At 65.7% G+C, this 20314-nt stretch carries 21 protein-coding genes; 11 read left to right on the top strand and 10 right to left on the bottom strand.

Annotated elements, in window-relative coordinates; translation table 11 throughout:
• Positions 1-36 precede the first annotated feature (36 nt).
• The 7 genes from MNAB215_RS12520 (at position 37) to MNAB215_RS12490 (ending at position 5865) form a co-directional block, all read left to right on the top strand.
• The gene (locus tag MNAB215_RS12520) at positions 37-906 is read left to right on the top strand and encodes an alpha/beta fold hydrolase (RefSeq protein WP_077079146.1); all 870 of its coding nucleotides are present in this window, start codon (positions 37-39) and stop codon (positions 904-906) included.
• 85 nt (positions 907-991) lie between these two features.
• Entirely contained in the window at positions 992-1684 is a 693-nt protein-coding gene (locus tag MNAB215_RS30220; RefSeq protein ID WP_077079145.1) for a TetR/AcrR family transcriptional regulator, read from the top strand.
• The gene (locus MNAB215_RS30215) at positions 1681-2361 is read left to right on the top strand and encodes a TetR/AcrR family transcriptional regulator (protein WP_077079144.1); all 681 of its coding nucleotides are present in this window, start codon (positions 1681-1683) and stop codon (positions 2359-2361) included. Before MNAB215_RS30220 ends, MNAB215_RS30215 begins: the two co-directional genes overlap by 4 nt.
• 96 nt (positions 2362-2457) lie before the next feature.
• Positions 2458-3486 carry a zinc-binding dehydrogenase gene (locus tag MNAB215_RS12505; protein WP_077081963.1) on the top strand — a complete coding sequence of 343 codons (1029 nt, stop codon included), beginning with the start codon at positions 2458-2460 and terminating at the stop codon, positions 3484-3486.
• Between the two features lie 10 nt (positions 3487-3496).
• A complete protein-coding gene (locus MNAB215_RS12500; RefSeq protein ID WP_077079143.1) occupies positions 3497-4201 on the top strand; it encodes a haloacid dehalogenase type II in 705 nt (234 codons plus the stop codon).
• Between the two features lie 164 nt (positions 4202-4365).
• Complete coding sequence (locus tag MNAB215_RS12495; protein ID WP_077079142.1) at positions 4366-5367, top strand: hypothetical protein; 1002 nt, start codon at positions 4366-4368, stop codon at positions 5365-5367.
• Positions 5368-5397: 30 nt separating this feature from the next.
• Positions 5398-5865 carry a cupin domain-containing protein gene (locus MNAB215_RS12490; protein ID WP_077079141.1) on the top strand — a complete coding sequence of 156 codons (468 nt, stop codon included), beginning with the start codon at positions 5398-5400 and terminating at the stop codon, positions 5863-5865.
• Here MNAB215_RS12490 and MNAB215_RS12485 read toward each other — a convergent pair.
• Entirely contained in the window at positions 5859-6257 is a 399-nt protein-coding gene (locus tag MNAB215_RS12485; protein WP_077079140.1) for a VOC family protein, read from the bottom strand. The genes MNAB215_RS12490 and MNAB215_RS12485 overlap by 7 nt on opposite strands.
• A gap of 255 nt (positions 6258-6512) precedes the next feature.
• Between MNAB215_RS12485 and MNAB215_RS12480 the strand changes: the two genes are divergently transcribed.
• The gene (locus tag MNAB215_RS12480) at positions 6513-6983 is read left to right on the top strand and encodes a hypothetical protein (protein WP_077079139.1); all 471 of its coding nucleotides are present in this window, start codon (positions 6513-6515) and stop codon (positions 6981-6983) included.
• Between the two features lie 25 nt (positions 6984-7008).
• On the opposite strand, the gene purQ is transcribed toward MNAB215_RS12480, so the two are convergent.
• The 3 genes from purQ to MNAB215_RS12465 all read right to left on the bottom strand — a co-directional run bounded on the left by purQ (position 7009) and on the right by MNAB215_RS12465 (position 8717).
• Entirely contained in the window at positions 7009-7683 is a 675-nt protein-coding gene (gene purQ, locus MNAB215_RS12475; protein WP_077079138.1) for a phosphoribosylformylglycinamidine synthase subunit PurQ, read from the bottom strand.
• A complete protein-coding gene (gene purS / locus MNAB215_RS12470; protein WP_077079137.1) occupies positions 7680-7919 on the bottom strand; it encodes a phosphoribosylformylglycinamidine synthase subunit PurS in 240 nt (79 codons plus the stop codon). The genes purQ and purS overlap by 4 nt, the downstream gene beginning before the upstream one ends.
• Before the next feature lie 63 nt (positions 7920-7982).
• Complete coding sequence (locus tag MNAB215_RS12465) at positions 7983-8717, bottom strand: ATPase (protein ID WP_174604587.1); 735 nt, start codon at positions 8715-8717, stop codon at positions 7983-7985.
• Here MNAB215_RS12465 and MNAB215_RS12460 point away from each other — a divergent pair.
• Positions 8694-9332, top strand: a complete 639-nt coding sequence (locus tag MNAB215_RS12460; RefSeq protein ID WP_077081961.1) for an MBL fold metallo-hydrolase — start codon at positions 8694-8696, stop codon at positions 9330-9332. The genes MNAB215_RS12465 and MNAB215_RS12460 overlap by 24 nt on opposite strands.
• Positions 9333-9362: 30 nt before the next feature.
• On the opposite strand, the gene MNAB215_RS12455 is transcribed toward MNAB215_RS12460, so the two are convergent.
• Positions 9363-11030 carry an FAD-binding dehydrogenase gene (locus MNAB215_RS12455; protein ID WP_077079136.1) on the bottom strand — a complete coding sequence of 556 codons (1668 nt, stop codon included), beginning with the start codon at positions 11028-11030 and terminating at the stop codon, positions 9363-9365.
• 49 nt (positions 11031-11079) lie between these two features.
• Positions 11080-11784 carry a DUF2334 domain-containing protein gene (locus MNAB215_RS12450; RefSeq protein ID WP_077079135.1) on the bottom strand — a complete coding sequence of 235 codons (705 nt, stop codon included), beginning with the start codon at positions 11782-11784 and terminating at the stop codon, positions 11080-11082.
• 483 nt (positions 11785-12267) lie between these two features.
• Between MNAB215_RS12450 and MNAB215_RS12445 the strand changes: the two genes are divergently transcribed.
• Complete coding sequence (locus MNAB215_RS12445; protein WP_108637616.1) at positions 12268-13884, top strand: DHA2 family efflux MFS transporter permease subunit; 1617 nt, start codon at positions 12268-12270, stop codon at positions 13882-13884.
• A gap of 31 nt (positions 13885-13915) precedes the next feature.
• Here the strand turns inward: MNAB215_RS12445 and MNAB215_RS12440 are convergent, their stop codons facing one another.
• Both MNAB215_RS12440 and MNAB215_RS12435 read right to left on the bottom strand, forming a co-directional pair.
• Entirely contained in the window at positions 13916-16078 is a 2163-nt protein-coding gene (locus MNAB215_RS12440) for a S9 family peptidase (protein WP_077079133.1), read from the bottom strand.
• Positions 16075-16968: a phosphoribosylaminoimidazolesuccinocarboxamide synthase gene (locus MNAB215_RS12435; protein ID WP_077079132.1), complete on the bottom strand. Its 894-nt coding sequence runs from the start codon at positions 16966-16968 to the stop codon at positions 16075-16077. Before MNAB215_RS12435 ends, MNAB215_RS12440 begins: the two co-directional genes overlap by 4 nt.
• Before the next feature lie 52 nt (positions 16969-17020).
• Between MNAB215_RS12435 and MNAB215_RS12430 the strand changes: the two genes are divergently transcribed.
• Positions 17021-17641 carry a hypothetical protein gene (locus tag MNAB215_RS12430; protein WP_077079131.1) on the top strand — a complete coding sequence of 207 codons (621 nt, stop codon included), beginning with the start codon at positions 17021-17023 and terminating at the stop codon, positions 17639-17641.
• Between the two features lie 3 nt (positions 17642-17644).
• Here the strand turns inward: MNAB215_RS12430 and MNAB215_RS12425 are convergent, their stop codons facing one another.
• Positions 17645-18889 carry a cytochrome P450 gene (locus tag MNAB215_RS12425; RefSeq protein WP_077079130.1) on the bottom strand — a complete coding sequence of 415 codons (1245 nt, stop codon included), beginning with the start codon at positions 18887-18889 and terminating at the stop codon, positions 17645-17647.
• Entirely contained in the window at positions 18886-20304 is a 1419-nt protein-coding gene (gene purB / locus MNAB215_RS12420; RefSeq protein ID WP_077081960.1) for an adenylosuccinate lyase, read from the bottom strand. Before purB ends, MNAB215_RS12425 begins: the two co-directional genes overlap by 4 nt.
• Between the last annotated feature and the right edge of the window lie 10 nt (positions 20305-20314).

Below are 20314 nucleotides of genomic sequence, written 5' to 3'. Positions count from 1 at the left end.
TCATCCCAAAAAGCCATCCGGTGCAGGAGGAATCTCATGCCGGTCGTTCATCATCGTTACGCCACCGTCGACGGTCATCGGCTCTTCTACCGCGAGGCGGGCGATGCAGCGGCACCCACACTCGTTCTGTTGCACGGCTTTCCGACCAGTTCGCACATGTTCCGAAATCTGGTTCCGGCGCTTGCCGATCGCTACCACGTGATCGCACCCGACCATCTCGGGTTCGGGCTCTCCGACGCACCACCCGTCGACCAGTTCGACTACACCTTCGATGCCCTAACCGACCTGACCGCGGGCCTGCTGGGCAGCCTCGGTGTCGAGCGGTACGCGATCTACGTGCAGGACTACGGCGCTCCGATCGGCTGGCGGTTGGCGCTGCGCGAACCGTCCGCCATCACGGCGATCGTCAGCCAGAACGGCAACGCCTACGACGCTGGGTTCGTGGAGAGCTTCTGGAAGGTGGTCGAGGCCTATCAGCGCGAACCGACCCCCGACACCGAGGCGCCGGTTCGGCAGTTCCTGACGCTGGAGGCCACCCGGTGGCAGTACGTCACCGGCGTACCGGACGAGACGCTCGTCGACCCCGAGTCCTGGCATCACGACTACGCGTTGATATCCCGGCCCGGCAACGACCTGGTGCAGCTGAAGCTGCTGCGCGACTACGCGACCAACGCGCCGATGTACCCCCGCGTGCACGAATATTTTCGCGCCAGCCAGGTTCCGTTGCTGGCGGTCTGGGGTAGCGGTGACGAGATCTTCGGGCCGGCCGGCGCCGAAGCCTTCGCCGACGACCTTCCCGATGCGGAAATTCATCTGCTCGAGGGCGGGCATTTTCTGCTGGAGTCCGCTCTCGATGAAGTCGCCGGGCTGATCCGAAACTTCCTCGAGGATCATGTGACCGCCTGACCGGGCCCGCGGGCCGCCCGGCCCATCCCGGCTCTTTGGGCCAAATATCCCATAAGTCGAGGCGGCCGCGGGTTAGCCTGACGCGATGGCCCATCCCGATGTTCAGGACGAACAACGGTTGACCGCCAAGGGGCGCGCCACCCGCGACCGGATCGTGCAGGCCGCCGCCGAACTGATCGTCACCGAAGGCCTGTCGGCCGCGAGCATGGAAAACGTGCGTGGGCTCGCGTCGGTCAGCGGCTCGCAGCTCGCGCACTATTTCACCGACAAAGGCGCGCTGATTCGCGCGGTCATCCGCCGCCAGATCGGCGTGGTCCTCGACTTCCACCGCCAACCCAAGCTCCGCGATCTGGATTCGTTCGATGACTTCGAACGCTGGATCGATCTCAACATGCGGTACCTGAGAAGCATCGGAACATCGGGCGGCACTCCGACCTACCACGCCCTGACCGCGCAGCTGGCCAAGTCCGACGAAGCAACGCGCGCCACGTTGGGGGCGGGCTACTGGCAGTGGGTCGAGTTGCTCGAATCGGCGATTGCGCGCATGAAAGAAAGCGGTGTCCTGCAGGCGGACGCCGACCCGCGACGCCTGGCGCTGACCATCGTCAGCGCCCACCAGGGTGGGGCGACATTGTCCTTCACCTATCGGGCGGAATGGCCGCACGCCGACGCCACCCGATTCGCGGTCAACTATCTGCGGATGTTCGCCACCGACGGCACCGCCCGGGTCCCGCGGCCTGCGCGGCGGCCCCGGGGCAGGCGCTCGACGGCACCGTGAACGATGACAGCACATCGCGATTCACCCGCAAGGGACTGGCGACGCGGGCGCACATCGTCGCCGTCGCCGCGCGGGTCATGTTCGAACGCGGCGTCGCGAATACCAGCATCGAGAAGGTGCGTAACGCCGCCGGGGTCGGCGGATCGCAGATCTCGCACTACTTCCGGGACAAACGTGAGCTGACCCGCCAGGTCATCGCGTCCCGTCGGGGCGATGTCATCGCATTTCACACCCAACCGCAACTGGGCGCGCTCGACACTCTCGACGCGCTGCAGGCGTGGGCCGATGCCTGCGTGGCCGACATCGACACCGTCTACCGGCTCGGCGGATGCGTATACGGCTCGCTGGCAGGCGAATTGAGCGACGCCGACGATGAAGTCCGCGACGATCTCGCCGACGGCTACGACCAGTGGCTCGAGCTATTCCAGAGCGGTCTCGCGGCGATGCGACGCCGGGGCGAGCTGCGCCCCGAGGCCGACCCGCGTCATCTCGCGGTCTCGCTGGTCGTCGCTCACCAGGGCGGTGCGATGGTCACGCACGCCACCGGCGACGCTGAACCACTGCGGGTGGCCGTCAACGCCGCTGTCGACTATGTTCGCTCCTTCGCCGCAACGAATTCCGCAGCCAAGCCACGAAGAGGTGGGTCCGCCCCGCGTCGGCGCCGACCCCAGGCCTAGACATATTTGGGCACCCTCACCCATAATATTGGGTTGTATGCCCCATTTTTACGTGCGGGAAGAGGCTGGCTAATGAACACGGGCAATACCGCGACCATGCTGCCGGCACACCCGGCCGTCGTTCGGGAGCACCCCGGCGGGGACAGCATGCGGGCGATCATCCTGAGCGGGTTCGGCGGGCTCGATCGCCTGGTCTACGCCGACATCCCCAAGCCGCTGCCGAAGGACGGCGAGGTGGTGATCGCGGTGAGGGGCTTCGGCATCAACCACGCCGAGATGCATATGCGCCGTGGCGAGTGGGCCGAAGCCGCGGAAGTCAGCGGCATCGAATGCGTAGGCATCGTTGACTCCTGCCCGGGCGGGGAATTTCCCGTCGGCGCCAAGGTCGCCGCGCTGATGGGCGGGCTGGGTCGGACCATCAATGGCAGCTACGCCGAGTTCACCCGCGTGCGCGCCGCAAATGTGGCACTCATCGAATCCGACCTGGCCTGGTCGGATTTGGCGGCATTGCCCGAAACCTACGCGACCGCTTGGACATGCCTGTTCCGCAACCTCGATCTGAAGGAAGGGCAGACGCTGGTATTGCGTGGTGCGACATCGTCGTTCGGCCAGGCTGCCCTGAAGATGGCGGCCGCTGCGGGAGCGCGAGTCATCGCCACCGCGCGCAGCCGCGAACGTTTCGCCATGCTCGAGAAGCTGGGCGCCACGCGCGTCGAACCTGAACGCCCCGACCTCGCCGGGCACATTGCCGAGGCCAGGCGGATTGACGCGGTACTCGACCTCGTCGGCAACAGCACCATCCTCGACTCCCTGGACATGTTGCGCCGCGGCGGCACGGCCTGTCTGGCAGGATGGCTGGGTGGCCTCGATCCAATCGGCGACTTCAACCCGCTGCTGCGCATGCCCAGCGGCGTCAACCTGAACTTCTTCGGCAGCTTCGTATTTGGCACGCCCGGATTCCCGTTGTCCGACGTACCACTGGCCGACATCGCACGCCAGGTCGCCGAAGGCGAGCTGGATGCCAAACCCACGCGCGTCTTCTCGTTCGACCAGATTCACCAGGCGCACCGAGTAATGGAAGCAGGCGAAGCCGGCGGCAAAATGGTCGTCGTCATGGATCGCTGAGCAGCCGCACATGCCACCACATGCAGCTCGCCCCACACCGTCTGTACTTGTCTTCGATGTCAATGAGACGCTGATCGATATCGAGTCCATAGCCCCGCTTTTCGGCGAGCTGTTCGGCGATGAGCGCGTGCTGCGTGAATGGTTCGGGCAGCTCGTCACGTACTCGATGACAATTACGTTCGCCGGATACTACGTCGACTTCTTCAGGCTCGGCCGGGGCGTATTACGCATGCTCGCCGACATCCACCGGGTCGACCTCACCGACGACGACGTGGCGCGCCTGCAGACACAGATGCGCACCATGCCCGCGCACCCCGATGCCGTCGACGGACTCACCGCATTGCGCGATAACGGTTTTCGTCTGGTGACGCTGACGAATTCACCGCACCGGTCCGGCGTGCAGACTCCACTCGACAATGCCGGGCTGGCAGACCTTTTCGAGGCACAACTCAGCGTCGAATCCGTGCGCGCCTTCAAGCCGTCACCGTCGGTCTACCGATACGCCTGCCAGGAACTCGGCGTGGCGCCCGCGGATTGCATGATGGTGGCCGCCCACGCCTGGGATATCGTCGGCGCGCAAGGTGTGGGCATGCGCGGCGCTCTCATTACCCGGCCCGGTAATCCACCCCTGCCCGTTGACGGCCTGCCAAAGCCCGACCTCGTGGTGGGTGACCTGCGCCAGCTCGCCGAACGGCTGATCACCGGGCAACGCTGAGCTGTACCCTTCGACACGTGCGGGGCTGCTCTCCCCTCCCCTTGCGGGGCTCCGCCGGGTGCGCGTGGGTGCGCTCGGTGACTGTGGCGCGCGCACTCGCCGTTCTTCTTGCGATGGTTCTCCCCGCCTGGCCGTGCCCCCAGCCGCTCGCCAAGGCCGTTGCCGTGAAAGAACCACTGCGCGGCCTGATCTCGATGGGGGCCTACCGGTTCGCCCCGGCCTGGGGCGAACCCGACAACTCGCTGGAGACGGTGCGGCAAAAGCCCGGTCTGCTTCAGGGCATCGTCATTCTGGCGTCGTGGCGCTCGCTGGAGCCCACGCCGACGTCCGGCCTCGCAGACGACAACGAGATCGATCAGGGTCTTGCCAACGTGCGAAAGTACAACCAGGACTACCCGGATACACCGCTGGCGGTGAAGATCCGGGTGTGGGGCGGCTTCTGGGCACCCGACTGGGTGATGGACGACAGCGGAGGCAAGATCCCGGTGGTGCACACCAACTTCCGCGGTGTCACCAAGGACCGGACGCTGGGCCACGTCTGGGACGACAAGTACCACTGGCACTGGGCGCATCTACAGCAGATGCTCGCCGCCAAGTACGACAGCGATCCACTCGTCCACGAGGTCGCGGTCACCTCGTGCATGATGTTCACCGCCGAGCCGTTCTCCATCGACACCCGGCCACCCGCGGTCGATCCGCTGCGCAAGGCGGGCATGACCGACGCGAAGTACCAGGGCTGCCTGAACAAGATCGTCGACGACTACGCGCCGTGGAAGACGACGCGCTTCGAGACACCGCTGAACCCGTTCAAGGGCACCGACAGCGGCCACCCGAAGCATGACGTGGGCTTCACGCTCGGGTGGATGGCCGACTGCCGACAGCGCGCCGGCGAGCGCTGTGTCTTCGACAACCACGATCTGGATGTGCCGTCGAAAGTGAACAAGGACCTGCAGACGATCTACGCGGCGATGAAGAAAAGCGGCGCCGAAGTCGAATTCCAGACCGGCGGCGCCTCCCCGCCCGACCTCGGCGCGGTCGTCGGCTACGGCGTCGAAATGGGCGCGACCAGCATTGAGCTCTACCAGGACTTTGGTGGGTTTACTCAGGTGCCGGACGACGACCTGCACAAGTACGCCGCGATGCTCGAGCACAACGACGCACAATAAGGGAGCAGACAATCGCAGAGAGGAACGCACATGGCCACCGCGGATGGATTTCACCCGGATTTCGCCGAGACCACGCAGCAGCCAGCCACCAACCGCGTGCACCACATCAAGGCATCGGAGATCAATTCCGACACTGCGCAATCGGAGGGCCTTCGCCGCTTCGCGGCACTCAGCGGCCGGTCGGTCGGCGCTGAGAAGCTGTGGATGGGAGAGACTCACGCATCACCCGAAAGCGCCTCGGCCAACCACCATCACGGCGATTCGGAGACCGCGATCTATGTCCGCAGCGGCAACCCGGAGTTCGTCTTCCACGATGGCGTTCAAGAGGTGCGCATCAAAGCCCAGCCCGGCGACTACGTGTTCATCCCGCCTTATCTGCCGCACCGGGAAGAAAATCCCGATCCCGACAACACAGCAGAAGTCGTGATCGCACGCAGCAGCCAAGAGGCCATCGTGGTGAATCTACCTGAGCTGTACCCACTCTCAGCTAGTCAGTAGACGGCGATCTCGACCAGATTGCCGTCGGGGTCCCGGCAGTAGTGCGATGTCATCGGGCCCAGGGCACCGGTCTTGGTCACCGGGCCCGACGTCACGTCGACCCCACAGTCGGCGAGGTGGGCGCGTACCTGCTCCGGCGTGGCTTGCGTGATGAAGCACAAGTCCTCGGACCCGGCGGCTTCGACCGAACCGGTGACCCACTCGGGATCGTCGGCCAACGCCCCGAGCGGTCGAAGATTGATTTTCTGATTCCCGAACGACAGCGCGGTCCGATGGTTCGGCCCGAACGTCTGGCGCGTCATGCCCAGCACCCGCTCGTACCACGCCCCGGTGGCCTCGACGTCGTGGCAATTGATGACGATGTGGTCGAACCGTTCTACCGCGAATCCCACTGTTACCCCTCCCGGTTCGCGACGTATAGTAGCGCGGATATCGAGCGGGCGATGCGCGAAAATCATTCGATCTCAGCGTAGCCCGACTGCCTGATCGACCGGATTCCGGTGCCGGGCACCGCCTTTGCGGGACGCTGGTTTGCGACCGTCCGGTGACCGGCTCGTTATATCCTCAGCCAATTCTCACCAGATTCTTCGGCGCCGTCTAGCGCGGCTCCAAGGATTCGCAAAGGCCCAGGCCTCACCATTGGTTTCATGACGACTGAAGCGTTGTCCGCAAGCCTGATCGAACGTTACCTGTGCACCCGTGGCAGCCGGTATTTCCGCGGCCAGCACGACGGTGAATTCTTCTACGTCGCCAACACCCGTCCCCGGCGGCTGCATGTCCACCTCGGGATCTCCCGTTGGCACAGCGACGAGTTCACGATTCAAGTCACCCCCGGCTGTTTCTTTCCCGCCACCGAGGCCGCCGAACTTGCCGACCTCGCCGACCGCTGGAATCAGCAAACCCGCGGCGTCGTGGTGACCGTCCGCGGATCCTCTGACCCACAGCGGATCGGCGTCGTGGCGCGAAACTCCCGCAAGATCCGGGAGCCTGTCGACTTCGAAGACTTCGCCACCCGCGTCGACCACACCATCGCGGCCGCGATCGAATTCTTCGCCGAATTGTCCCCCGATACCGAGTGCCCGTCGACCGAGCGGCCCCTGGTGTTAGACGCCGGCTGAGCGCGTGGTGCTGCAGGTGTTTCGCTTAGGCCGCCAGCACCGAATCGAGAGCTGAATAAAACAGGCCCAACCCGTCGTCGGACGGTCCGGTCAGCGCTTCGATCGCGTGCTCGGGATGCGGCATCAGTCCGACGACCCGGCCGTTGGCCGAGCTGATGCCCGCGATGTTGCGCAGCGAGCCGTTGATGTCGTCGTGGTAGCGGAACACCACCCGGCCCTCGCCTTCCAGTTCGTCGAGCACGTTCACGGGGGCCACGTAGCGCCCCTCGCCGGATTTCAGCGGGACGAGCAGATCGGCGTCGCTGTCGAAACGCGATGTCCAGGCGGTCGCGTTCGATGCCACCCGCAGCCACACGTCGCGGCAGACGAAGTGCAGGCCGGCATTGCGGGTCAGCACCCCGGGCAGCAGCCTGGTTTCACACAGCACCTGAAAACCGTTGCAAATTCCCAACACCGGCATGCCGCGGCCGGCCGCGTACACCACCTCGGACATCACCGGGGCGAACCTGGCGATCGCGCCGGCCCGCAGGTAGTCGCCGTAGGAAAACCCGCCGGGCACCACCACGGCGTCGACACCCTTGAGATCGGCGTCGGCATGCCACAGGCTCACCGCCTCGGCGCCGACGCGGCGCACCGCCCGGGCGGCGTCCACGTCGTCAAGCGTCCCGGGAAAGGTGATCACACCGATGCGTGGTGTCACAGTGCTTCCCGGATGATCGTCCAATCCTCGATCACCGTGTTCGCCAACAGCGATTCGGCGATTTCGGCAAGCACGGAATCATCGACCGTGTCGTCGACTTCGAGCTCAAACCTCTTGCCCTGGCGTACATCTGAAATCCCGGGATGACCGAGCCGGCCCAGCGCGCCGACAATGGCCTGGCCCTGCGGGTCGAGAATCTCCGCTTTAGGCATCACACTCACGATCACCCGCGCCACAGTCGCCTCCTGTCCAGATCCGCCCCGGCGCCAACTCTACCGGCGCCGGGTACGGCACGCGGCTCACTGACACGAGGCGATATATGCCTCGCACAGTGGCGCGATCATTGAATCCAACAGCTGATTGTCCGCCATCGAGGGCCAGGGCACTTGCGGCGGCCCGGACGACCACAGCGTGAGCTCGCTGACCGTGCTGCTCGCCGGGTGCGCGATCAGGTAACTGTGCATGACCACGGGTCCACTGATCACCGCGGACATCCGGTCCGGTTCGTCTGTGGTGAGCGACGGCGACTGCAGCGGCGCACCCAGTTGGCAGCCGCGCAGCGCGGCGACCCCGGTGCTGAACACCGCCGCCGCGATCGAGCCGCCGCGCGCCGTGTCGCCGCGCCAGTGCAGGATCTGCGCCTGTAGTTGCCATTGACCGTCCGGGTGGGCCACGGTGACCCGGGCGGCGACCGCCGAGGCGCGGGGGTCCTGCGGCAGCTGCCGCGCCCCACACAGCTCCTCGAAGCGGAAGCGTGGGCCGTTCCCCGCCCCCGTCACCTGCACGGCCTGGGACCCCAGCGTGGGCCAGTTGTATACGGAGTTCAACGGCACCGCGCGCTGAGGAATCCACGCGGTGTTGGGGATCTGATCGCACACCGGGGGGCAGGCCTCCGGCTCCGCCGAGGCCGGTACCACCACGATCAACGCAAACACCAGGCCTCCGGCGAGCAGCATCGTCGCCAGCGCTACCCGCACCACAACCACCCCCGCCGGGGCACAATCAGAAGCATGCAACTGACGCATTTCGGGCATTCCTGCTTACTTGCTGAGTTCGACCACACTAGCGTGCTCTTCGACCCCGGCACCTTTGCGCACGGTTTCGAGGGAATCACCGGCCTGTCGGCCATCCTGATCACCCATCAACACCCCGACCATGTCGATATGTCCCGGTTGCCGTCGCTGCTTGAGGGCAATCCGGATGCCGCGCTGTATGCCGATCCGCAGACCACAGCCCAGCTTGGCACGCCATGCCAGGCGGTGCATGTCGGCGACGAGTTGCAGGTCGGCGAGCTGACCGTGCGGGCCGTCGGCGGCCGCCACGCCGTGATCCACCCGGAAATCCCTGTGATAGAAAACATTTCGTATCTGGTCGGCGACGGCGAGCATCGCGCTCGGTTGATGCACCCCGGTGATGCGCTGTTCGTGCCCGACGAGCCGATCGATGTGTTGGCCGCGCCCGCGGCGGCCCCCTGGATGAAGATCTCCGAGGCCATCGACTACCTGCGCGCGGTGGACCCGGCACGCGCGGTGCCCATTCACCAGGGAATCGTCGCACCGGAAGCTCGGGGGATTTACTACAGCCGCTTCACCGAGATGACCAGCACCGACTTCCAGGTACTGCCCGAAGAAAGCGGCGTGACCTTCTAGCGGCGGAAACTTCGACCGCGAGCAGACGGGCTAGCTGATGTCATCGGCAACACCGCGGCCGGCGGCCCGGCCAGAGAAAATGCAGCCGCCCAGGAACGTGCCCTCCAGGGCCCGGTAACCATGCACCCCGCCGCCGCCGAACCCGGCGACCTCGCCGGCGGCGTACAGTCCGGTGATCGGGTTGCCGTCGGCTTTCATTACCCGCCCGGCCAAGTCAGTCTCGATGCCGCCCAACGTCTTTCGGGTCAAGATGTGCAGCTTGACCGCGATAAGCGGTCCGGCCTTCGGATCGGTCAGCCGGTGTGGTGCCACCACCCGGCCCAACCGGTCACCCAGATAGCCGCGCGCGGCGCGAATCGCAGTGATCTGACCGTCCTTGCTGAACTTGTTCGCGACCTCGAGATCGCGAGCGGTGACCGCGGCCTCCACCGTCGCATAGTCCAGCGGCTGCACATCGGGCAGCTTGTTCATCGCGGTCACCAACTCGCGCAGCGAGTCTGCGCTGACGAAGTCCACACCCCGATCAATGAAGGCCTGCACCGGTCCCGGCGGTCCGGAACTGGCCCGGTTCCGCAGCAGCTCACGCACGCTCTGCCCGGTCAGGTCGGGATTCTGCTCCTGGCCGGAGAGCGCGAACTCCTTCTCAATGATCCTGGCGTTCAACACAAACCAGGTGTAGTCATACCCGGATTTGATGATGTACTCGCACGTGCCGAGCGTGTCGAAACCGGGATACAGCGGTATCGGCAACCGCTTGCCCGACCCGTCGAGCCACAGTGACGACGGGCCCGGAATGATCCGGATGCCGTGCAGCGGCCAGATCGGCTCGTAGTTGGTGATGCCCTCGGTGTAATGCCACATCCGGTCGGGATTGATCACCCGCGCACCGGCCCGCTCGGAGATGGTGATCATCCTGCCGTCGACGTGGGCGGGCACCCCGCTCAGCAATTGCCCGGGGACCCTGCCCATCCGCTTCGGCCAGTTCTTTCGCACCAAATCGTGGTTGCCGCCGATCCCCCCGCTGGTCACAATCACTGCTGATGCGCGAAATTCGAACTCCCCCAGCTCTTTCCGCGATGACAGCATACCACGCGGTTCAGCCGAAGGCTCCAAGATGCAGCCGCGCACCCCGGTCACCGCACCGCCCTCGACGATCAACTCGTCGACGCGGTGGCGGTGCGCGAAGCGGACCGCCGAGCGGTCCCGCAGCTGACGGGCGAAGATTTCGACCAGTGCTGGTCCAGTACCCCACGTGAGGTGGAAGCGGGGCACCGAATTGCCGTGCCCCTGAGCGTCATAGCCACCACGCTCGGCCCAGCCCACCAGGGGGAAGATTTTGAGGCCCCGATCGCGCAGCCAGCTCCGCTTCTCCCCCGCCGCGAAGTCGACGTAGGCATACGCCCACTGCCGCGGCCAGTAGTCCTCTTCCCGGTCGAAACCCGCCGTGCCCAACCAGTCCTGCAGCGCGAGTTCGTGGCTGTCCCGGATGCCCAGGCGACGCTGCTCGGGGCTGTCGACGAAGAACAGGCCGCCGAACGACCAGAACGCCTGCCCACCCAGATTCGCGCTGTTCTCCTGGTCGAGGATCAGCACCCGCAAGCCGCGGTCGACCAGCTCACAGGCGGCGACCAGACCCGACAGCCCGGCACCGACAACAATCGCGTCAGCGGCGAACCCCGCAGCCGAAGAATCGCTCATGCCGCAACAGGGTAGCCCCCGCGCGAGGCGATTAACCGGACGGCTTTAATCAGGCGGCGTCAAGAATCGCCTTGCCGGCCTGCCACCGATACACCGTCGGCGTGCAGCCGTGCATGGAAGCCAGGTCGACGGCGTCCAGCATCGCCTGCAGCGGGCCGGGCTTGCGCAGCTGACGGGCGGCGACCGCCACCCGGACGATCCCACCGCGACGGGCGATCCGCTCGGCGGACAGCACCACCATGCGGCACCACCACGGCTCGGTCAGGAAGCCCTCCCCGATGCCGAGCACGCGAGCACGGACGGTGGTATGCCTGACCAGGTCGGTGACCCCATGCAGATCCGCCAGTAGCCGAAACCCATTGCCCGGCAACGCCTTGACTACGCCCGGTGACACCACCCAGCCCGGAGCCGCGAACAACCGGGTACGTAGCCCGAGGTGCTCGAGCACCCGGTCGGCCCCCATCAGCCGCAGATTGGCCTCGTGCGCGCGCAGCGTCGCGAATTCGCCACGCCGCTTCTTGGTGGGCGCGTCGTCGTAGCCGTGCAGCACGATCGCGTCGCCACCGGTCCGCCGATCGATCAGCCATTCGACGGTGCGCGGGTCGCGGTCGAGCTGGTAGTCGGTGGACAGGCGCGGAGCCACCAGCAACGACACCGGAACTTTGCGGGCATCCATTTGTGCGCAGAACGCCTCGACGTCGCCCAGGGTGCGTTCGCCTATCCCTGAGACCGAGACGATTAGTTTCCCAGACACACTCGCAGTTTGCCCAGTTCAGATGTCGGGACGGTGAAGTACACGCAGACGGCAGGCGTATATCGGAGCCGGTTACCTGCCCTGTATGGGGTGGATGCTGCTCCGGCCCATCGGTGTTGGGTCGTTCGGCCGAACGACCCCGCCCGACAGCACGGCCAGCAAACCCGTGACGGGATCCAGCGATCGGATTCGATGTGCTTGGGGCGCAGGGAAAATGCGTGACCCGGGCGATCGCCGCTTGGGCCACCACCGGCCATACCCCCGCGATAAGCGGTTGGGCGGTCGAAAGATTGGGCTCCAGCGCCCACCATCGCGTTGCTTTGTGCGGCGGGGCGCCAAACATACTGCCGGCCGGGGCCGACGAATGGGAGGCGCGGTTGACCCTGCCCACGCGAGCGCCTGGACCCACCGCGGCCCCCTCCGGCCGGCGGGCGCGGTGTGAGCAAGTTCGCGTCAGCGGCGGCATTACAAAATCGGTTCGATATGCTAAGCAACGCCATGGAGAAGGCCCAGACCACCGCGGCCGATGCAGCGCCGCCCGATACCTTCGCACCGCAGCTAGACGCGGGCGAAGGCGTCTATCCGTACAAGCTGGACGCGAGGCTGCTGCGGATCTCCGGAGTATGCATCCTGGCCACGGTGATGGCGATCCTGGACGTCACCGTCGTCAGCGTCGCGCAGCGCACCTTCATTGCCGAGTTCTCCTCCACACAGGCCGTGGTCGGGTGGACGATGACCGGCTACACGCTCGCGTTGGCCACCGTCATCCCGCTGACGGGATGGGCGGCCGACCGGTTCGGCACCAAGCGCCTCTTCATCGGCACGCTGGTGGCCTTCATGCTGGGCTCGCTGCTGTGCGCATTCGCGTCGACCATCTTGCAGCTCATCGTCTTTCGGATGGTGCAGGGCGTCGGTGGTGGAATGCTGCTGCCCCTGGGATTCGTGATCATGACCCGCGAAGCGGGACCTCTGCGGCTCGGGCGCCTGATGTCGATCATGAGCATCCCCATGCTGCTCGCCCCGATCGCCGGACCGATCGTCGGCGGCTGGCTCATCGACACCGCCAGCTGGAAGTGGATCTTCCTGATCAATCTGCCAATCGGGCTCCTCACCATCGCCCTTGCCGCAATCGTGTTCCCGAAGGACCACTCCGCCCCGTCGGAAACGCTGGACCTTGTCGGGGTGCTGCTGCTCTCACCCGGCCTGGCGACGTTCCTTTTCGCGGTGTCGTCCATCCCGCGCTGCGGGACCGTGGCCGATCGCCGCGTATTGATCCCGGCCGCCATCGGCCTGGCGTTGATCGCCGCATTCGTGATGCACGCGTTGCACCGTGCCGATCACCCACTCATCGATCTGCATCTGTTTCAGAATCGGGTGATCACCTACGCCAATGTGACGATGCTGATCTTCGCGGGTTCGTTTTTCGGCGCCGGGCTGCTGGTCCCGAGCTACTTACAGCAGGTCTTACACCTGACGCCGATGCAGGCCGGGGTGCACCTGATCCCCCAGGGGCTCGGAGCCATGCTGACCATGCGACTGACCGGTCCGCTGGTGGACAAACGGGGACCAGGCAAGATCCTGCTGGTCGGGATCGCGCTGATCATCGCGGGCCTGGGTTCCTTCGCGTTCGGTGTGGCCAGGCAGGCCCCGTACGAACCCACGCTGCTGGTGGGTCTGGCCATCATGGGCCTGGGGATGGGCTGCACCATGATGCCGCTCTCAGTCGCGGCGGTGCAGGCACTGACCGAACACCAGATCGCGCGGGGCACAACGCTGATGAGCGTCAGTCATCAGGTGGGCGGCTCGCTGGGAACGGCGATCATGTCGATGATCCTGACCAACCAGTTCGATCGAAGCGAAAACATCACCGCGGCACACAAACTCGCGGTGCTACAGCAGAAGGCCGCCAGCGGCATACCGGTTGACCCTGCCGCGATACCCCGCGAGTCACTGGCCCCCGACTTCTCGGCCCGCGTGCTCCATGACCTTTCACACGCCTACACCTTGGTGTTCGTGATCGGCCTGGCTTTGGTGGCGATCACGTTGATCCCGGCGTCGTTCCTGCCGAAGAAGCCGGCCATTCAGGCACCCGCCGGATAGGGGCGACTGCCGCGGGCCGATGACCACGCGGCTATTCGTGCGCGGCGTTACCGAGATCGTCTTTCTGGCCGCCGCCGTAGTGCTCGCCGTCGGCAGCGGCTAGCAGCCAGGCGTATTGGAATGCCGTTTCTTCCCATGCCCGGTAGCGACCGCTGACGCCACCGTGTCCCGCCGACATCTGAGTCTTAAGCAACACCGGATTGCCGCTCGCATTGGCGTGCCGCAGCGCCGCGACCCACTTGGCCGGCTCCACGTAATAGACCCTGGTGTCGTTCAGCGACGTCATCGCCAGGATGGCCGGATAACGCTTGGTCTCGACGTTCTCGTAGGGTGAATAGGACTTCATGTATGCGTAGACTTCGCTGTCACTCAACGGGTTTCCCCATTCGTCCCACTCGGTGACGGTGAGTGGCAGCGAGGGGTCCAGGATGGTGGTCAGCGGATCGACGAACGGTACTTGTGCCAAGATCCCGGCGAACAGATCCGGTGCCAGGTTGGCCACTGCTCCCATCAGCAGCCCGCCCGCGCTGCCACCCAGCGCGACCAGCTCTTCGGGTCGAGTCAGCCCAGTACTCACCAAATGCCTTGCCGCCGCGACGAAGTCGGTGAACGTGTTCTTCTTCTCCAAGAGCTTGCCGTGCTCGTACCACAGCCGGCCCATCTCGCCGCCGCCGCGGACGTGGGCGATGACGAACACCATGCCGCGGTCCAGCAGCGACAACCGGGCGATGGAAAAGCTCGGGTCGGTGCAGATCTCGTAGGCGCCATATCCGTAAAGCAGTGTGGGCGCTGGGAATTCGACATCGGCGCGGTGCACGATCGACACCGGGATCCGGGTGCCGTCATCGGCGAGTGCCCAGTCGCGGCGCTCGACGTAGTCACTCTGCCGGTAGTCACCGAGTACCGGCTGCTCGCGCAGGAGGGTGCGCTCGCCGGTGCGCAGGTCGATGTCGTAGACCCGCAACGGGGTGACCAGCGATCCCGCTCTGATCCGCAGCTTGGGCGAAACCCAGTTGGGGTTGCCGCCCAGACCCGACGACATCAACTCGGAGTCGAATTCGATCTCCTCAGGTTCACCGTAATCGCCGCCGGAATCGATGGGCCACAATTGAATCCGTGGCAACGCCGCTCGGCGGTAGCTGACCACCAGATGATCGGCGAAGGCATCCACACCTTCGAGGCGTACGTCGTCGCGGTGCGCAATCAGGGTGCGTTGCTGCGTCGGGTCGCTCACCGGGGCCTCGGTCAGCGTGAAGTTCACCGCGCCGTCGTTGTGCAGGATCAAGAAGCGGTCCTGTCCTGCCACCACCGCGTGCTCCACCGAGTACTCGACGCCTTCGCGTCGGGGTAGCACAACGGTGAACTCCGCATGCGGGTCCGCGGAGTCGGCGTAGCGGATCTCGGAGGTGATCGACGATCCCGAGGCGATGATCACGTAGGCCTCGCTGCGGGTGAGCCCGGCACCGAGCCAGAACCGTTCGTCGGCTTCGTGATACACCAGCTCCGCCGGCTCGCCGGAGCCCAGCCGGTACCGCCACACCTTGTCCGGTCGGTGCGCGGAATCCAGGGTCAGGTAGTACACGGTGCAGTTATCGGCGGCCCAGGTCACTCCCGCCGCGATGTCGGCGATCTGGTCGGGAAGCTTCTCGCCGGTGCGTAAGTCCTTGAACTGCAAGTGGTATCGTTCGTCGCCGACGGTGTCGACAGAGTACGCGAGCAGGTGGGCGTCCAGGCTGACCGAGGCGGCGCCGAGGGCGAAGAAGTCGTGCCCCTCCGCCTCGGCGTTGGAGTCCAGCAGGATCTGCTCACCGGGCACTTCCGTGTCCTCGTCCAGCACCGGTGGATCCCAGTCGTCGGGATCCGATACCGGACAACGGCATTGGACGCGATACTGCTTTCCCTCAAAGGTGCGGGCGTAGTACCACCAGTCACCCTGCCTGGTCGGCACGCTGAGATCGGTCTCCTTGGTGCGTGCCTTGATCTCGCCGAAAATCTTTTGCCGCAAGGGTTCCAGATGCGCGGTGCTCTGGTCGGCGAAGTCGTTCTCGGCCTCGAGGTAGGCGATGACTTCCGGGTTCTGCTTGTCGCGCAGCCATTCGTAGGGATCGATGAAGAGATCCCCGTGGTACTCGCGACGGGTCTCCACGCGTTTGGCGACAGGGGGCAAGGACGGCGGGGTACCGGTCCGCGTCATGCGCCCCCACCGATCCAGTCGTCGAATGACAAACCCGAAATCCTTTCGTAGGCGTTGATATAACGATCGCGGGTGGCGTCGATGATGTCATCTGGAAGCGGCGGCGGAGGCTGCGACCCGTGCCTGTCCCACCCCGACTCCGGGCTGATCAGCCAATTGCGGACGAATTGCTTGTCGAAGCTGGTCTGAACCACACCGGCTCGATAGTCGGCGGCCGGCCAGTACCGCGAGGAATCCGGAGTGAAGATCTCGTCGCCCAGCACCAGGTCTCCGTTGCGGTCGGTGCCGAATTCGAACTTTGTGTCGGCGATGATGATGCCCTTGGTCAGGGCGTGGTCGGCGGCCTGAACGTAGATCTGCAGCGTCCGGTCACGGAGTTGGTTGGCCCGCACGGCGCCCACCGTCTCGATCACGTGAGCGAACGATACGTTCTCGTCGTGATCGCCCAGTGCGGCTTTGGTCGCCGGGGTGAACAGTGGCGTGGCGAACCTGCTCGCCTCGACCAGGCCAGGCGGCAGCGCGATGCCACAGACTTTGCCCGTCGCCTGATAGTCAAGGAGTCCCGAACCGGTCAGGTAACCGCGGGCGACGCATTCCACTGGCACCATCTCGAGCTGGCGCACCACCAGGGCACGGCCCAGTACCTCGTCGGGGATGCGTGGGTCATCCGGCGGCCCGGCCAGGTGGTTGGCAGCCTCGACGAGGCCGAAGAAGAACACGCTCATCGCGGTCAGAATGCGACCCTTGTCCGGGATCGTGCTGTCCAAGACGTAGTCGAATGCGGAGATCCGGTCGCTGGCGACCAACAGCAGGTGCTCGTCGTCAACGCGGTACAGCTCGCGGACCTTGCCGCTGGCCAGATGCTGATAATCGGACAGTGCAGGGCGCATCGGGTCAGCCTATCGGGCGCCGCAGGGGCCGCCCTGTGCTGGGATCAGCGTTATGACATCCCGGTTCTTGCCCTACGCCACCACACCCGGCCGATTGCTGGCCCAACTGTTCAGCGATGCCGCGATCGTTGTGTGGACCGCGATATGGGTGCTGGTCGGCACCGCCGTGTACGACGCGATCTCGACGCTCGCCGACGCCGGACGGCAGGTCGAGAGCGGCACGAACGGCGTCGCAGGCAACCTGGCATCGGCGGGCCATGGAGCGCAGGACATTCCGGTCGTCGGCGATACCGTCAGCAAGCCGCTCAACTCGGCCAGTCAGGCCGCGGTCGACATCGCGAACGCCGTGCACGATCTGGATACGACGGCCAGTTGGCTGGCCTGGCTACTCGCGATGGCCGTTATCGCACCGCCGATCCTTCTCGCGGTGCTGCCGTGGCTTTTTCTGCGGCTGCGGTTCTTCCGGCGCAAGTGGACGGTGACCGCCCTGGCCGCTACCCCGGCCGGCGAGCAGCTGTTGGCGCTGCGGGCGCTGACCAGCCGGTCACCGCGCAAGCTGATTGCCGTCAGCGCCGACCCCGTCGGTGGCTGGCGTCGTGAGGATCCGTTCACCATCCGCGCCCTGGCCGCACTCGAACTGCGGTCGGCAGGCATCACGCTTCGCGCGCGCTAGAGGCTAGGCCTCGAGCAGTTCCACGACGAGATGACGAATGCCGGTATGCCGGTTGCTGCGCGTCCATTCGACGGGCTGCACCAACCGCGCACCGCTGAAGCGCGACAGCAGCTCCTCGAACAGCACTCGCAGCTCCAGCCGGGCCAGGTTCGCGCCTAGGCAATAGTGCACGCCCTGACCGAAGCCCAAGTGCGGGTTGGGTTTACGCGCGACATCGAACTCGTCCGCGTGGTCGAACACGCCCCCGTCGCGGTTGGCTGAGCCCTCCCATACCTGGACCTTCTGCCCGGCCTCGATGGCCTGGCCGCCGAGGGTGACGTCGCGGGTGGCGGTGCGCCGTTTGGACGGCGACGGCGACGTCCACCGGACCATCTCCTCGACGGCGGTCGGTAGCGTGTCGAGATCGGCTCGCAGCACACGGAATTGGTCCGGATGCTGCGCCAGCGCCAAGAGTCCGCCCGCGACGGAGTTGCGGGTCGTCTCCGCACCGGCACTGAACAGCAGGCTGAAGAACAGGTACACCTCGATATCCGACGGGACCGGTCCGTCCACCTCGTCGACCGTCGCGTTGGCGACGACGGACAACATGTCATCGGTCGGCTCGGCGCGCTTCGACGCGATCAGCTGCTGGCCGTAGGAGTACATCCGCGACCCGGCTTCTTCGACCGACAGTTGGGAAAGGGCGGCCTTGCGCGAGCCGCCGAAGTCGAATTGCGGCTCGATCGCCTCGAACAGCCAATGCCGTTCGGATTCCGGCACTCCCAGCAGAATACAGATCATCTGCATCGGCAGTTCGGCGGCGACGTCCACCACAAAGTCGAACGGCTCGCCCGGCTGCACCGCATCCAGCAGCCGGCAGGTCCGGGTGCGCAGATCGTCCTCGACGCGGCGGATCATCCGCGGCGTCAGCCCGGAGCTGACGAGTCGGCGGATCTGCGAATGCCGCGGGTCGTCCATCATATTGAGCACTTGCCCCGCAATGGACAGGTCCTGCAACAGCGTGCCGCCGTAGGGTCGCGACCCTCCGGTGACCGACGAATAGGTTACCGGATCCTTCAGCACCGCAAGCGTTTCCGGATAGCTGGCAACCGACCAGAAGCCCTCGCCGTCGGGGGTGTTATCGGTCGGCTCATGCCAGTACACCGGGGCCTCGCGCCGGTGTACGGCGAACAGGTGATGCGGAAAACCGTTGGCGAAGTTGTCAAGATCGGTGAAGTCGATCTTGGACAATGCGCGGGCGAGCGTCACAGGATGGCACCCGGAGAGTATTTGGCCGCATCCGGGTATCGGCTCACCAACGCCTCGACCGCCGCGGCCACCTCGTCGACCTGGTCGCCGGCCGCGCCGGTGAACGCCTGCTTGTCGGCCAGCGCCGCGTCCAGCGCCGCCCGGTCCAGCGGCAGCCGTTCATCAGCGGCCAACCGGTCCAGCAGGTCGGGCTCGGCCCCGTGTTCCCGCATGGCCAGTGCGGTCGCGACGGCGTGTTCGCGGATCACGTGGTGGGCGGCTTCCCGGCCCATGCCGGCTCGCACCGCGGCCATCAACACCTTGGTGGTAGCCAGGAATGGCAAGTAGCGGTCCAGCTCGCGAGTGATCACCGCCGGATAGGCGCCGAACTCGTCGAGCACCGTCAGGAATGTCTCGATCTGACCGTCGACGGCAAAGAAGCTGTCCGGCAAGGCAACTCGGCGTACCACCGAGCAGAAGACGTCGCCCTCGTTCCACTGCGCACCGGCCAGTTCGGCCGCCATCGACGCGTAGCCGCGCAGCACCACCTGTAACCCGTTCACCCGTTCACAGCTGCGGGTGTTCATCTTGTGCGGCATCGCCGACGAGCCGACCTGTCCGGGTGCGAACCCCTCGGTGACCAGTTCATGCCCGGCCATCAGCCGGATGGTGTGCGCCATCGACGACGGTCCTGCGCCCAGCTGCACCAGCGCGGAGAGCACGTCGTGATCCAACGAGCGCGGATACACCTGCCCGACACTGGTCAAAACGTTTGTGAATCCCAGGAAGTCAGCGACGCGCCCTTCTAGTTGGGCCAGCTTCGCGGTGTCGCCGTCCAACAGGTCCAGCATGTCCTGCGCGGTGCCCATCGGGCCCTTGATACCGCGCAGTGGGTAGCGGTCGATCAACTCTCCGAGCCGCGTCAGCGCGATCAGCGTCTCTTGCGCCGCCGAGGCGAACCGCTTTCCCAATGTTGTTGCCTGCGCGGCGACGTTATGACTGCGCCCGGCCATCACCAGGTCGCGGTAGGCCACCGCCCGCTCGGCCAGCCGTGCCGCCACCGCTACGCCGTGGGAAAAGACCAACTCCAGCGACTGGCGGATCTGCAGCTGCTCGACGTTTTCGGTCAAGTCGCGGCTGGTCATGCCCTTGTGCACCTGCTCGTGCCCCGCCAGCGCGTTGAATTCCTCGATGCGGGCCTTGACGTCATGGCGCAGCACTTTTTCGCGGGCGGCGATCGAGGACAGATCCAATGTGTGGAGCACTCGCTCGTAGTCGTCGACCGCGCCCGCGGGCACCGCGACACCCAGTTCCGCCTGAGCCCGTAGCACCGCCAGCCATAGTCGGCGCTCCGCGACGACCTTGGCCTCCGGCGACCAGATCGCGACCATCTCGGGGCTGGCGTAGCGGGCGGCCAGCACATTCGGAATGCTCACAAACACACAG

Source organism: Mycobacterium numidiamassiliense, from assembly GCF_900157365.1.
Taxonomy (GTDB): Bacteria; Actinomycetota; Actinomycetes; order Mycobacteriales; family Mycobacteriaceae; genus Mycobacterium; species Mycobacterium numidiamassiliense.
The sequence above is the reverse complement of the archived record's forward strand: the minus strand, read 5'-3'. Positions and strand labels throughout refer to the sequence as shown.